The sequence below is a fragment of the Helicobacter sp. MIT 21-1697 genome (genome assembly GCF_026241255.1).
Classification (GTDB): Bacteria; Campylobacterota; Campylobacteria; order Campylobacterales; family Helicobacteraceae; genus Helicobacter_C.
Window position 1 is genome coordinate 15,326 of record NZ_JAPHNC010000002.1, and the last position, 13,301, is coordinate 28,626.

The 13,301-nt window shown below is 38.0% G+C and carries 14 protein-coding genes; 5 read left to right on the forward strand and 9 right to left on the reverse strand.

Annotated elements, in window-relative coordinates:
• The first annotated feature begins 6 nt into the window (after positions 1–6).
• The 4 genes from OQH61_RS01995 to OQH61_RS02010 all read left to right on the forward strand — a co-directional run bounded on the left by OQH61_RS01995 (position 7) and on the right by OQH61_RS02010 (position 2,045).
• Positions 7–714 carry an FkbM family methyltransferase gene (locus tag OQH61_RS01995; protein ID WP_266025567.1) on the forward strand — a complete coding sequence of 236 codons (708 nt, stop codon included), beginning with the start codon at positions 7–9 and terminating at the stop codon, positions 712–714.
• Complete coding sequence (locus tag OQH61_RS02000) at positions 665–835, forward strand: hypothetical protein (RefSeq protein WP_266025568.1); 171 nt, start codon at positions 665–667, stop codon at positions 833–835. Before OQH61_RS01995 ends, OQH61_RS02000 begins: the two co-directional genes overlap by 50 nt.
• Before the next feature lie 77 nt (positions 836–912).
• The gene (locus OQH61_RS02005; protein ID WP_266025569.1) at positions 913–1,173 is read left to right on the forward strand and encodes a hypothetical protein; all 261 of its coding nucleotides are present in this window, start codon (positions 913–915) and stop codon (positions 1,171–1,173) included.
• Entirely contained in the window at positions 1,158–2,045 is an 888-nt protein-coding gene (locus OQH61_RS02010) for an FkbM family methyltransferase (protein ID WP_266025572.1), read from the forward strand. The genes OQH61_RS02005 and OQH61_RS02010 overlap by 16 nt, the downstream gene beginning before the upstream one ends.
• On the opposite strand, the gene OQH61_RS02015 is transcribed toward OQH61_RS02010, so the two are convergent.
• From OQH61_RS02015 to OQH61_RS02055, 9 genes are read right to left on the reverse strand one after another with little or no spacing between them, the layout of a single operon-like run.
• The gene (locus tag OQH61_RS02015) at positions 2,042–3,634 is read right to left on the reverse strand and encodes a hypothetical protein (RefSeq protein ID WP_266025574.1); all 1,593 of its coding nucleotides are present in this window, start codon (positions 3,632–3,634) and stop codon (positions 2,042–2,044) included. The two genes, OQH61_RS02010 and OQH61_RS02015, sit on opposite strands and share 4 nt — an antisense overlap.
• Before the next feature lie 32 nt (positions 3,635–3,666).
• On the reverse strand, positions 3,667–4,608 hold the full coding sequence (locus OQH61_RS02020; protein ID WP_266025576.1) for a cysteine synthase family protein: 942 nt from the start codon (positions 4,606–4,608) through the stop codon (positions 3,667–3,669).
• 1 nt (position 4,609) lies between these two features.
• Positions 4,610–5,761: a trans-sulfuration enzyme family protein gene (locus tag OQH61_RS02025; protein WP_266025578.1), complete on the reverse strand. Its 1,152-nt coding sequence runs from the start codon at positions 5,759–5,761 to the stop codon at positions 4,610–4,612.
• Between the two features lie 12 nt (positions 5,762–5,773).
• Positions 5,774–6,544, reverse strand: coding sequence for an SIMPL domain-containing protein (locus OQH61_RS02030; protein WP_266025580.1), 771 nt, complete (start codon positions 6,542–6,544; stop codon positions 5,774–5,776).
• A 53-nt stretch (positions 6,545–6,597) separates the two neighbouring features.
• Entirely contained in the window at positions 6,598–8,415 is a 1,818-nt protein-coding gene (locus tag OQH61_RS02035; RefSeq protein ID WP_266025582.1) for a hypothetical protein, read from the reverse strand.
• Complete coding sequence (locus OQH61_RS02040) at positions 8,412–8,951, reverse strand: HyaD/HybD family hydrogenase maturation endopeptidase (RefSeq protein ID WP_266025584.1); 540 nt, start codon at positions 8,949–8,951, stop codon at positions 8,412–8,414. Before OQH61_RS02040 ends, OQH61_RS02035 begins: the two co-directional genes overlap by 4 nt.
• 6 nt (positions 8,952–8,957) lie before the next feature.
• Positions 8,958–9,722, reverse strand: coding sequence for a Ni/Fe-hydrogenase, b-type cytochrome subunit (cybH, locus tag OQH61_RS02045; protein WP_266025586.1), 765 nt, complete (start codon positions 9,720–9,722; stop codon positions 8,958–8,960).
• 11 nt (positions 9,723–9,733) lie between these two features.
• A complete protein-coding gene (locus OQH61_RS02050; protein WP_266025588.1) occupies positions 9,734–11,464 on the reverse strand; it encodes a nickel-dependent hydrogenase large subunit in 1,731 nt (576 codons plus the stop codon).
• Positions 11,465–11,474: 10 nt separating this feature from the next.
• Positions 11,475–12,635 carry a hydrogenase small subunit gene (locus OQH61_RS02055; RefSeq protein ID WP_266025590.1) on the reverse strand — a complete coding sequence of 387 codons (1,161 nt, stop codon included), beginning with the start codon at positions 12,633–12,635 and terminating at the stop codon, positions 11,475–11,477.
• Positions 12,636–12,963: 328 nt separating this feature from the next.
• On the opposite strand from OQH61_RS02055, the gene trxA reads away from it, so the two are divergent.
• Positions 12,964–13,281 (forward strand): thioredoxin, encoded by a 318-nt coding sequence (trxA, locus tag OQH61_RS02060; RefSeq protein ID WP_266025592.1) that lies wholly within the window; start codon positions 12,964–12,966, stop codon positions 13,279–13,281.
• Positions 13,282–13,301: the final 20 nt, after the last annotated feature.

Consider the following 13,301-nt stretch of genomic DNA (forward strand, 5'->3'; position numbering starts at 1 on the left):
CGAGATATGTTTTTTAGAAAAATGCGTAGAAAAATCAGAGAAATATTGCATAGGACTGATAGAATGGAAGCCAATTTGGAATCCATAACTTATCAAACCTACTATCATAGTAATCAAGAGAAAATTTTTTCTTTTAATCATTTTTTTGACAAATCCCCGCAATCACGATGGCAAAGGAAATATCAACAATGCGGCACAATCAAATTTTATCTGCCTTATGCGTTAGATGATTGGTTGCAATCCATTATTTTGCGCACAAGTGATTTTTATGATATTGCCTCTTTGCAAAGAGTGGATAAATATCTTCCGAGTAATGCGACAATCTGTGATATTGGTGCAAATGTTGGCAATCATAGCATTTATTGGGCTATGGTGAGAGGGGCAGCGAGAATCTATGCCTTTGAGCCTATCAAGGAAACTTATGATTTATTATGTAAAAATATCGCGCTCAATGGCTTGGACAATAAATGCAATCTTTTTCATCTTGCTTTAGGAGAGCAACAATCGCGCGGCAGTATCAAGGCAAGTTTTAATGATAATATTGGAGCGACACAAATTTGTAACGATACATCAGGAGAGTTGATTATAGAAAGTTTGGATAGGCTAGAGAATCTAGGCACATTTGCTCATAAAATTGATTTTGTCAAAATTGATGTGGAGGGTTTTGAAGGCGAAGTGTTATCGGGGGGGGGGGGCATTCTTTGCTCAACATAAACCTGTGATTATGATAGAGATTTGGCAGCACAATCAGCAAAAAGTCTTTGGGATTTTAAAGGATTTGGGATATGTTTGTGTTGAGGAACTTGATGAGCAGAATTTTGTGTTTATGCGGTAAATTTAAGCGTAAGCGTATTTGGCAAGTTATGTTAAGATTGCACTTATTTTTGAGAAAATGGGGAGGAAATGTATAAAATGGTAAAACGAAAACAAAAATTTGATGAAATGCGGAGATTGATAAGGGATAGATATTATTTTTGTAATTTTTTAATTTTGCGCTATGTCATCTCTTATCCGAGTAGTGGGGCAGTGGCAACTCTGTATTTATTCGGAATTGTGCCTGTGTGGAGATTTTATCTCACAAGTGCGATGTTGTCATCAGGAAAGATTCTCGGGGGGGGGGGCATAAAAGCAAATATGCCCTTGATGCTTCTCACCTTATGGCGCAAGATATAGCACGAGCGTTAAATTCCTGTGAGATTGAGGGCAAGATTCACAGGCTGTGCGCTCATTTAGACAAACAAAGTGTAAAATGTGTCAGCACGATTGTGGCACGACTAAGATTCGCTTCTTTACTCAAAAATAAAAAAATTCATCGTCTTAGCAAAAAAGAAAAGCGCGTTTTAGAGACACTAGAAAAAGAGTTTTATCCCAATATTATTGCTTTTGAAAATTCTTATTTTTACAATGGCTATTTTTTACCCATCAATCATTTTGAAGCAGGTGTGTTTTGGCATAATCACGGGTTAGAAAATATCAAACATTGGGAGAGAATCGCTCATAAAAATATCATTGATGTGGGTGGATTTATTGGCGATAGTGCAATTATTTTGCAAAAATACACTGACAAAAAGGTGTATTCTTTTGAAGCAATGAGTGAAAATTATGATTTAATGCTTCAAACATTGAAGCTCAATAACGCACAGAGAATCGTGCCGATTAAAAAGGCATTAGGAGCGAGTTTTGAGCGTATTAAAATCGTAAAATATGGTGCGGGCTCAAGCGCAGTTGTCATCTATAACAACACAGATTTTGAGGAAGTAGAAGTGATGACTTTAGATTCTTTTGTCCAAGAGCATAATCTTGAAGTGGGCTTTATCAAGGTGGATATTGAGGGCTTTGAAATGCCATTTTTACAAGGTGCGTTACATACAATCAAAACGCAAAAACCCGCAATGCTTATAAGTATCTATCATCAAGCAAGTGATTTTTTTGATATTAAGCCTTTTTTGGAAGATTTGGATTTGGGCTATACTTTTTGTGTGTATAAGCCTATTGATGGGAGTGTTTCGGGTGAGACTTGTTTATTTTGCGAAGTGAGGGATTAGAGCAGTCCTCTTTTTGCAAGACTTCTTTTTAATCCTTTAAAACGCCCTATCCAATACTTTAAAGAGCAGAGTTTGCGTATATATGCAAAGTGTATTCGCATTTTTAGAGTGCGCACTTTTTTGGCAAAGGATTTGCTTTGAAGTTTCAAAGTAAGTTCATTGAAAGATTCTATCTCTTTAGTGTGAGAGCAAAATCGCGTGATATTTTGAGAATCCAAAAAAGCTAAAATTGCTTTATAGTTTTGTATTTGTTGGATTTGCTCTAAGGGTAGTTCTAGTAAAACACTCACAATAGCATATTTGAAATAAGTAACATAGGGTATTTGAGAGAATGATAAGTTGTGCGTAAGTGTGAAATATTCCTCCAAGGCAAAGGCATATAAGAATGAGTGATATGTTTGATAGGCTGTGAGCTCTTGTAAAAAACTCTCTTTGCATTGCGCTAAAATAAGTGATAAGAGTTTTTCTAGCTCTCCATATTTTTTCATTTTAAGCATTGTAGAGCAAAGCAAAATCTTATAAGTCATATTTTCATACTCACACGCAGTAGCTTTAGCGATATAGTGCTTTTGGTGCTCCAAGCCAAGATGTAATAATCCTGCGAGATGCCACAAATGTAAATAGGCAAAGGCAACTTGTGCGGGGTGAAAGGTATAGGTTTGTAGATACTTTTGATAGATATGATATTGCTGCGCGAGAGAGAATCTCTCATAGAGCGAGATATGGGGCATATTGCTTATCATTATGGGCAGACGCGAAAATGCAGAATCTCCAGAGGAATACAAGGTTTTCGCACAAGAGATGAGAATCATCTCAAAAAAAGAGCGTTCAAAATTGTTCCAGTGTGTCTCTATAATATCATCGGCAATAATGAGTTCTGCCCCCCCCCCGTTCATCGCAAAATAATTATCATTTTGTGCTTTTATTGCTTGAAGTGTAGGTAAATCATCACTAAAAAGAAGCACTTTTTGTCCCGCTTGCCTTTGTTCGTTGATGATTTCTAAAGCTAAATAAGGCGATAGAGGCTTTTTCATAAAAGTGTAGGGGTTGATATGAATATCTTGCTTGAGATTATAAATCACATCTCCAGCTCTCAAATGCACCGCAACAAAAGAGCCAAGGTTTAGAGCCTTTGCCTTTGCTTTGGCAATAATGCGCTCAACATAAGGTGTGAAACGCACACTTTCCCAACAACTTTTAAGAATTGTAAAATATTCTTTGATGTCTATGTCTTTCCAATAATGATGAAGCAAAACTTGCACAGAATAAGAGCCAAACACATAAGTGCAGGGAGTAGAACAAAATTTACTCAAAGATTGGTGATGAAGAATAGACATATCCTCACTTGAGGGAATAAGTGTAGTGTGGTAGTTGGCAATAAAATCAGGGTGAAAGAGATTCTCTTTGCTTGGTATATTTTCATAAGGTGTTAGAATACCCTTTAGGGTAGTATTGTGTGGGATACGAGGCACTTCCCAGCGAAATTTAAAACTCAAATGTGTCTTTTTGCTTAAATACATTGCATTGAGCAATGTGCATAAGCGCACTCCAAATCCATCGGGTTTGGCTGCAACGATATATTTTTCCATTAAAGCCCCTCCTTGTATTCTTTATTTGAATTTTATTCAATCAAATTACGACTAAAGTAACGACTCAAATCATCTGCAAAAAGTGTTACAATCAGGCTATTTTGCACTTCATTTGCAAGTTTTAAGCAAGCTTGCAAGCACGCACCAGAAGATATACCTGCTAAGATTCCCTCATTTTTGGCTAATATCCTCACTCCCTCATAGGCTTCTTCATCTGTTATTTTTTGCACACTATCAATGAGCGAAATATCCATTGTATCGGGGATAAAGTTATTGCCAATACCCTCAATATTTGCACAGCCCTCAATTCCCCCGCCGATAATGCTCCCCACAGGGTCGCATAGCACACTTTTTATGCGGGAATCTTGTTCCTTAAGATAACGAACTATACCACTGAAGCTTCCTCCACTCCCAGCACCACATACAAGATAATCAAGGAATGCAGCAGAACACTTTTCGCCATTTGAGCGCACTTGTGCCATATCATCATAAATCTCTTTGGCTGTGGTGAGATAATGAGCTTGTGGGTTATCAAGATTCTCAAATTGATTAAAGCTTAGTGCATAGGGCGTGTGAGATAACATCTCTTGCGCTTTTTCCATAGCACCTTGCATTCCTTTTTCTTTTGGTGTGTTAATGACTTCTGCGCCTAGAGCGCGCATTAGAATCTGCTTTTCAATAGAGAATTTATCGGGCACAATCAAAATGGCTTTGCACCCAAAATGTTGTGCTACAAAAGCAATACCAAGTCCTGTATTTCCAGCAGTAGCTTCAATAATAACAGAATCTTTATGTAAAAGCCCCTTTTCTTTAAGCTTTTGGCAAATATAAAGCGCTACTCTATCTTTTATGCCTCCTGCGGGATTATAAAATTCTAGCTTCGCAAAAATGCGATTATGATTTGGAATGCGTAAATGCGTAAGTTCTAAAAGCGGTGTATGCCCTATGAGTTCAAGACTTGAACGATAGAGCATACTATACCTTTGCTTTTTTGATAGCTTGATTCAAATCATCAAGTAAATCTTGTGCATATTCAATACCAACAGAGAGGCGGATAAGATGTTCGCTTATCCCCATACGCTCACGCACTTCTTTAGGGATTGAGGCGTGAGTCATAGATGCAGGGTGGCAAAGGAGAGATTCTACGCCCCCTAGACTTTCGGCTAGGACGATTATTTGCGTGGATTTAAAAAAGATTCTATAATCATAGTCTTTTTTGAGCTCAAAACTTAGCATACCGCCACCACTACGAGCTTGCGAGCTTTGCACTTCATAGCCCTCATCGCTTTCCAATCCCGGATAATATACCTTTTCTACTGCATTATGCGTTTTCAAAGCTTGTGCTAAAAACAGGGCATTTTCACAATGGCGCTGCATTCTTAAGCCTAGAGTTTTCATACCGCGAATAAGCAAAAAGCTATCAAAAGGTGCTAACACGCCGCCAATGCTATTTTGTAAAAAGCCAATTCGCTCTGCGAGTGCGGCATCATTAACAACTACAAGTCCTGCTATAAGGTCGCTATGCCCTCCAAGATATTTTGTTGCTGAATGCACTACGATGTCAATGCCAAGTTCTAATGGTTTTTGTAAATAAGGTGTCATAAAGGTATTATCTACAATGCTCAAAATTCCTTTTTTTTTCGCGAGTGTAGCAACTTGTTCCAAAGGTGTAACGCTAAGAAGTGGATTTGCTGGAGTTTCAATAAGCACAGCTTTGACTTCAGGCGTGATAGCGGATTCTAAGGCTTTTAAATCGCGTGTATCAACAATTTTATAACTGATATGAAAATGCGAGAAGACTTTATCTAAGATTCTAAAAGTGCCACCATAGACATTGTTTGAAATAATAATGCAATCTCCGCTTTGAAAAAGGCTTAAAATCGTGCCAATAGCTGCCATACCCGAGGCAAAAGCAAAGCCAAATTTTCCGCCCTCACATTCGGCAATAAGGCTTTCAATACCATCTCGCGTAGGATTCTTAGTGCGCGAATATTCATAACCTAAATGCTCTCCAAGTGCGCTTTGAGCATAGGTAGAGGTTTGATAGATAGGTAGATTAACCGCTCCTGTTCGCGGGTCTGTGGTCGCCCCTCCGTGTATGAGCAATGTATCAAGTGTGCTTTTCATTTTTCGCCCCCTTTATTTGCAAATGTATTTGACTTGAATTTTTGCTGTAATTTCTTGTTCTTTAGGTGAGGGTAGTTCCCAACTCACATCAGCTGAAGCACTCATATTGCTTACTTTAGCAAATTCACGCGGTGCAAGAGTATTATTCATAGCATCAGCACTTACAAGAGTGCATTTTTTATCTAAAATCTTAGAATATTCTTGTGCGCTCTCTTGTGCAAGTTTAAGAGCACCGCCAAAGGTTTTATCTTGAGCTTCTTGCCAAGCTTGGGGGGTAGCAATGATATTGACATTGGGTGCAAGGAAGCTAAGATATTTATTTTTATTGATTTTTTTGTCAATATCAGCGATAAAAGTATCATAATCTTTTTTTTGTTTGCTTGGCACATCACATTCAAGACTAAAACTAAGTGTATAACCAACGGTGTCGCGCGCTGCACCATCTTTGTATTGGATATTTGGGCGCAAATCGTGATTGCCTCCTTCGCAGAATCCTTTTTGCTTACTTAGCGCAATAATGTCATTGAGTGTATTGGCAATATCTTTTTTGGCTGTAGATTCTATTTCGCCGCCTTTGCGTAAGGTATCGCTTTCTGTAATGCGAATACTTGCTTTATAGGCATTGGGCATAATATTTTGTGAAAATGAGACATTTTTGTATAAACAAAGAGCATCTTTAGGGCATTCGTTGGTGTTAAATGCTTTTTTTTCATCGCTACACGCACTCATCATAAGGGCAAGTCCTATAATTCCTAATATTGAGGCGAAAGATAAAGCTTTCATAAATCACTCCTTCTATAAAATAAGTGTGGATTATAGCTATTTTGGGTAACTTGTTAGTAATCTAATTTACCATCTTGGGGCAAAATTAAATGAATATCTTTGGGGAGATAGCCTAAGATTCTATCAAGAAATATACTATTGCCTAGCATATCGCCAAGTAAGAGAACATTATTAATAGCAAGATTTGTTTTTGTATCGCGCACAAGGGTAGCAAGAAATTCACTCAAAGAATCAAGCACTCCATAAGCAAGAATCTCATCGTCCATATCTGCACATTTAAAGCTTATGCAGGAGCGGACAATGCGATTATAATCAAGCGAGATTGTATTATCTTTGCGCAAAAGTGTGTAATCAATACGCGGTCCTCTTTCGCGCACAAAGCGATAAGCACGATAAAAAAGTGCATTTTTATCAGCTGGAGTATCATAAGTAGAGCTAAAGCCAAGTATGAATGAGAGAATACCAAATATATCAGTAAGATTATGTGAAAGTTGTGGGGTAGTGGGCAAGGCAAAGATATGTTTTAAAAGCTGTGGAGAATGTGTCCCAAAGCTTTTAATGAGCTCATCTCCACTTTTGTAAGAATGGATAATATCTTGGAGTATGAGATGAGGATTGCATTCAAAGCTAATATCAAGAAGGATTTTTGATTTTTGTTCTTGAATCAAAAATGCACTTGGGTGAGTTGTGCTAAGATAGATGACAAGATAGGGTTGAGAGGGAGAATCTTCCAAGTGTGGCAAAGAATGTGGAGTATCTGTGGAGGATATATCTGCCTGTGTATGCGAGTAAAGATGAGTATTAATAAGTGATTCTAAAGTATATTGCTGTGTGATATGTGTATCAATGAGTATGCCATTATGTGAGATAGTGAAAGTCTGCGCGTTTAAGCCAAGAGAGTGGCAAAAATCAAATGGTGTTGGATAGGTGTGTTGTATATCATAAGAGAGAAAAAAATAACTAATGTCATCTTGTAAAAGTAATGCGCCAATAAGGGCTAGAGGCATATCATAAGGAAGTCCAATCAACGCTAAGCCACACTCATCAATAGGGAAGTGTTCTTGGAATACTTCTTTTGGCACAAGGCGCGTAAGAGGCTTTTCAAAGCTTGCAAGCGTATCAATATGAGATTGATGTGTGCGAAAATAAGTTTTAATTGAGGCAATATCGCAAAGTATAGTAGTATGCGTATGAGGCGTGGGAGCAAGAGAGAGAATCTGCATACCTCGTTGCGTGCAAAAAGGCACACATTGTTTTTCTTTGAGCATATCTACAATACCCACAAAATATGCTTTGTCTTGAGTGGCAAGTGGTTTATGCATAGAGGAATGAGGTGGGTTAAGAAATGCAAACATATCGCTTGAGGGGTTAAGAATCTCTTTTGTCTCTAAGGCAGTATAATAGTATGTTTTGGGTGCGTGAAAATGCGCAAGGATAGCGTGTGAATCTTGCAATAAGTTTTGTATATTCATAGGCTTGTCAGGGAACGCGTGAGGAATAGATTGTTGCATAGATTCTTTGCAAAGAGTGTCATAAAAGGGTGTTGGTGGTGTGATTGTATGTAATTCGCGGAAGTAAAAATATAATGACAGAGGAAGCTTGAGCGAAATTTCATTAGCAAATTCTAAAATAAGTTTTGCATAAGATTCGCTCTCATAAGAACAATCAAGCGAAGAAGGTATAGGCTGATTAGGATAAATTTGCGCATAAGATTCTTTTAGGGCAGGTATGTTAGGGATCAAGCAATGCGTATGCTCTGCATATGTATAAAAAAATGCTTCTAAGTTAAGACTTTGGGCTTGCGAGGCAATGAGAAAAAGAAAAAAGCTTTCATCTTGGCTTTTATTATAGAATCTAAAATCATAAATCATTCATAGCCTCTAAAAGAACCATTAGCGACTTCCTGTAAATCTCTATTGTCAATTTTTTGCGCGTGGATACCATTTTCTGCCAAAAATTCTAAGGCGAGTTTTTCCATAAGCTTTGCACCTTCTTTTACAGGTTCAGAGAGAGTAAAAGCTGTATCTTCACCAATAACTTCAGGAATAATACCAATAATTTTCACAGGAGGTAAATCACCATTAATTTCTGCAAGACGCAGTGTTTGAAGCATCTCTACTTCGTGTGCGCTTCCTGCCCAAGTAATAATATTTGGCACATTATCAAAATCAAAATAATATACTTCGCCAATGTTAGCGTTATTGACATCTACACAATCAAGAATGAGAACTTTATCATAGGAGGTAATCAGGGGAATAAGCATAGAGGCAAGTGTGCCGCCATCAACAAACTCCACCTCATTTTCCCCACTAAAGCGATAATTAAGCTTAAGAAAATTGGCTAAATGCACCCCAATACCCTCATCACCAAAGAGGATATTGCCAATGCCAAGCACCAAGATTTTCATATAAAGTTAAACTTTTACTTCATCAGTATAACGTATGCCACTCACAATAGCATCTACACCACCATTTGGGTATTTGATTGAATTCCATACCGCAAAATAAATATGCACTGGAATAAAGATAATAATTGCCCAAGTAAAAATATGATGCAGATTCCGCACACTTGATAAACCTCCGCAAAGCACTTCTACCCACTTAAAGCAAAATTCTAAAATTGCTCCAAGTCCATTGTTATAGACATTATAATAGAGCACGACTCCTGTAAGAGATATAAGAAATACAAGTATGCCAAGACATAAATAGGTTACAAATTGTATGGGATTGTAAGCTCCATTGATGTGAGGGTGATTGCCTATAAACATATAGGTTTTAATTTGGGCTATCCATACTTTAGGTTGAAGCACTTGGTGAAGCGAGATTCTCTCAGGCAAAGATTTTTTGTCAAAGAAAAAAAGATAGATTCTAAAAAACGAAATAGCAATGAGCACAAAACCCATAATTAAATGCACACTTCGGATATAGCCTTGCAAGTAAGATGTGCTTACTGCACCCATACTTTGTTCAATAACAACTTGCCCTTGTATGCTTCCTTGCAAAGTAGCCTGTGTTGTATCAGGATTTGATATAATAAAAGGGTAAGCAATATAAAATCCTGTAGCGATAAGTGTAAAAATACATAGGGCTCTTAGCCAGTGAAATATGCGAGTGAGTCCAGAGAACTCCTCGTGCATATGGAGCTCTTTTTTAAACATTTCAATTTTATTTGTATTCATATCGCCTCCTTTTATCTTAATCTTGCAAATGATGGTTCTACCTTGTATTGGCTTAATTCATTACCTTGTGTATTCATAACATGCACTGAACAAGCAATACACGGGTCAAATGAATGGATATGGCGGATAATCTCAAGTGGCTGCGTAATATCTTTGACTTGTGTGCCAATAAGACTCATTTCATAAGGTCCTTTTTTACCATTAGCATCACGTGGTCCTGCATTCCAAGTTGAAGGCACAACAGCTTGGTAGTTTTCAATTACACCATTTTTGATACGCACCCAGTGGCTAAGCATTCCTCGAGGCACATTACCAATAAAGCGTCCTTTGTATTCTTTATTTTTATCAATACTATAAGGCGCACAGGTATTTTTATCTCCTGAAGCAATATTAGCGACAAGAGCATTAAAAGCTTTTATCCCGTGGTCTGCGACAACCTTACATTCAATTGCACGCGCTGCGGTTCTACCAAGAGTGCTAAAAAGTGCTTCTTTGGGTAAGCCTGTGGCACTAAGAAACTCATTTACAACATCAACCATAGCTTTATTACCACTCGCATAGCCCACAACAACACTTGCCAGTGGTCCAACTTCCATTGGCTCACCATCATAGCGAGGAGATTTAATCCACGAATATTTGCCACTTTCATCAATAATTTTAGAATCTATAAGTTTGCCATCGGGTCCAATAGTTTGAGCATCTCTAAAGCCTGTATATTTTGGGTTTGTCTTGCCATCATATGGGTGAAGTGGTTCATTATCTTCATACCACGAGTGTATAGCTTCCTCTGTGATTTTGCTTTCATCAATAGGATAGACTTTGCTCAAATCACCATCTTTGACAATCCCGCTACTAAAGAGCCATTCTTCAGCGCCTACTTGTATTTCTTGGAAGCTAATAAAGTTTTTTACACCGCAACCTTTTAACACAGAATCTTCATTTTTATAAGCTTCAGCTGCCATAATAATGTCTGCCCAATATGCGCGATTCACAAATTCAACAACTTCTTTATATTTGGTTAGCCATTCACCTAAACGACTAGGGTCTAGAATATCCATCACAGAAGTTATGCCACCTACCGTGAGACTTTGTGGGTGCGGGTTTTTTGCACCAAAAATTGCCATCATTTGTGCAATTACACGTTGCACTTCAAGAAGCTTGAGATAATGTGAGAGAACAATGAGATTTTGCTCTGGCGTAAAATGATAGGTTTTATGTCCCCAATATGCGTTTGCAAATGGTCCAAGCGCACCTTGCTTGACAAAAGTGCTTACTTTTTCTTGCACTGCTTTGAGTTCATTTTCACCAGTGTAGATAGGATTTGGGCTATATTTGAAAGCAAGCTTTGCTGCACTTGCACAATCAGCTTTTAGGGCAGAGGTAATATCGCACCAGTCAAGTCCGTGTAGAGTGTAAAAATGCACAGCGTGGTCGTGTAAAAAGAGTGAAATATTCATCAAAGCGCGAGTAAGAATGGCATTAAGGGGTGGTTTAATCCCTAATGCATCTTCCACAGCAACAATTCCTGCCTTATAATGAGAATATGTGCATACACCACAGATTCTTTGCATAATAAAACCTGCATCGCGTGGATCACGATTTTTAACAATTGTTTCTAAGCCACGCCATAATGTTGAGGTTGAGAATGCATCTTGGATAACATTATTGTCATCAACGATAACTTCAATTCGTAAATGTCCTTCAATTCTTGTAATTGGATCTACAATGATACGTTTTGTCATATTTTACCCCTTATTTTGCATTTTGTGTTGAGCTAATAATTGCGTGTGCAGCGATACCTATGGCTGCCGCTCCTAGCACTACTGCGCCGATTGTATCTGCTGTTTTATCTGCACCCATTCCATTGAAACTTGTTGCATAAAGGCGATTGCCTATAGGCTCTTCAAATGGATTCATTGTATCCCAAAAATGAGGCTCACTGCAACCTATACAGCCGTGCCCTGCTTGAATAGGCCAACTTGTATGTTGGTTAAATCTCAATTTTGAGCAATTATTAAAAGTATAAGGTCCTTTACAACCTACCTTATAGAGGCAGTAGCCTTTTTCTGCATTTTCATCGCCAAAATGTTGAACAAATTGTCCTGCGTCAAAACGTCCTCGCCGCTCACATAAGTCGTGGATTCTTAGTCCATACGCCCAAGTTGGACGATTGTATGCATCAAGAGAGGGAAGAGAGCCAAAAAGGATAAAATGTAACACATTTCCCACAATATTTTTTTCACTTGGCGGACAACCGGGTACATTAATGACACTGCGGTTGGTAATTTCACTAAGAGGCACAGCATTTGTTGGGTTGGGGTGTGCAGCTTGGACACCACCAAAGCTTGAACAAGTGCCAATGGCAAAAATCGCTTTTGCACCTTTTGCTGCGTGTCGTGCTTCTTCTGCACCTGTGCGAGCGTGTCCTCCAATAGTGAGGTAAAATTCACTACTTCCCTTAGGGATACCACCTTCCACCATTAAAATATATTGTCCTGCATATTTTTCAATAGCATTTTCAAGATTATGTTCGGCTTGCCAACCCGAAGCAGCCATAACAGTCTCGTGGTATTCAAGGCTAATATAATCAAAAATGAGAGAATCTATGCTTGGGGCATCACTGCGAAGCAAGCTTTCACTACAACCTGTGCATTCTGCCATATGTAGCCATACTACCGGAAGACGATTGGCAACTTCAGCAGCTTTAGCAGTGAGTGGCGCAAAAGTTGCGGGTAGGGCTAATGCAGCTGTCATCATTCCTGACCACTTCATAAAATCACGGCGAGAGAATCCTTTAGATTCTAATTCTTTAAGCAAATCTTTTCCTGCGTTATGAGCAGGAAGTTTGGAGAGCTCATCAAGTCTTTGAGAAGCCTTTTTAAACAACTCTTGGTGTGCATCTTGTGTTTTCATAAGAACCCTTTCCTTTGTAGTTTGTTGTTATCAAATAGTATTTTTACATTAAAATGTTGAGATTTTGTTTAAATAAAACTAAAACACTTTAATTGTTTTGTGAAGTTACTAAAAGTACTAAAACTTGCATTAGGAGAGTTTTGATAATTGATTTGCATAAAATGTATTGCTCAGTAAAATTTTTATTGAATATTGAATAAAGTAATATATAATATTCTTGGATTTTAAATACTGCTATGACTTTAAGTAGCCTTAAAAGACAATGGGGTAGTGCTTTGGGGGAGTAGTAGGTTTAAAATATATCTCAAATGACAACAAGGAGTTTGTTATGGCTAAGTATAAAGAATTAACGAATGATAACTTTGATACAGAAGCTTTAAGCGGTGTAGCTTTAGTGGATTTTTGGGCGCCTTGGTGCAATCCTTGCAAGATGCTCTCTCCTGTAATAGATAAACTTGCAGATGAATATGAGGGTAAGGCAAAGATTTGCAAAGTAAATGTTGATGAACAAGGAGAGCTATCAAAACGATTTGGTATTAGAAATATTCCTACAATCTTATTTATGAAAGATGGGGAGATTAAAGATCAAATTACGGGCGCAATGCCAGAACAAGTTATCCGACAAAAGCTTGATTCAATTCTTTAGAATCTTTAAACTCCGCTTCA

What these genes read in the sequence shown, in the direction of transcription:
- OQH61_RS01995 (WP_266025567.1), top strand. Translation starts at nt 7, where the DNA reads ATGTTTTTTAGAAAAATGCGTAGAAAAATCAGAGAAATATTGCATAGG.
- OQH61_RS02005 (WP_266025569.1), top strand. Translation starts at nt 913, where the DNA reads ATGGTAAAACGAAAACAAAAATTTGATGAAATGCGGAGATTGATAAGG.
- OQH61_RS02010 (WP_266025572.1), top strand. Translation starts at nt 1,158, where the DNA reads ATGGCGCAAGATATAGCACGAGCGTTAAATTCCTGTGAGATTGAGGGC.
- OQH61_RS02015 (WP_266025574.1), bottom strand. Translation starts at nt 3,634, where the DNA reads ATGGAAAAATATATCGTTGCAGCCAAACCCGATGGATTTGGAGTGCGC.
- OQH61_RS02020 (WP_266025576.1), bottom strand. Translation starts at nt 4,608, where the DNA reads ATGCTCTATCGTTCAAGTCTTGAACTCATAGGGCATACACCGCTTTTA.
- OQH61_RS02025 (WP_266025578.1), bottom strand. Translation starts at nt 5,761, where the DNA reads ATGAAAAGCACACTTGATACATTGCTCATACACGGAGGGGCGACCACA.
- OQH61_RS02030 (WP_266025580.1), bottom strand. Translation starts at nt 6,544, where the DNA reads ATGAAAGCTTTATCTTTCGCCTCAATATTAGGAATTATAGGACTTGCC.
- OQH61_RS02035 (WP_266025582.1), bottom strand. Translation starts at nt 8,415, where the DNA reads ATGATTTATGATTTTAGATTCTATAATAAAAGCCAAGATGAAAGCTTT.
- OQH61_RS02040 (WP_266025584.1), bottom strand. Translation starts at nt 8,951, where the DNA reads ATGAAAATCTTGGTGCTTGGCATTGGCAATATCCTCTTTGGTGATGAG.
- cybH (WP_266025586.1), bottom strand. Translation starts at nt 9,722, where the DNA reads ATGAATACAAATAAAATTGAAATGTTTAAAAAAGAGCTCCATATGCAC.
- OQH61_RS02050 (WP_266025588.1), bottom strand. Translation starts at nt 11,464, where the DNA reads ATGACAAAACGTATCATTGTAGATCCAATTACAAGAATTGAAGGACAT.
- OQH61_RS02055 (WP_266025590.1), bottom strand. Translation starts at nt 12,635, where the DNA reads ATGAAAACACAAGATGCACACCAAGAGTTGTTTAAAAAGGCTTCTCAA.
- trxA (WP_266025592.1), top strand. Translation starts at nt 12,964, where the DNA reads ATGGCTAAGTATAAAGAATTAACGAATGATAACTTTGATACAGAAGCT.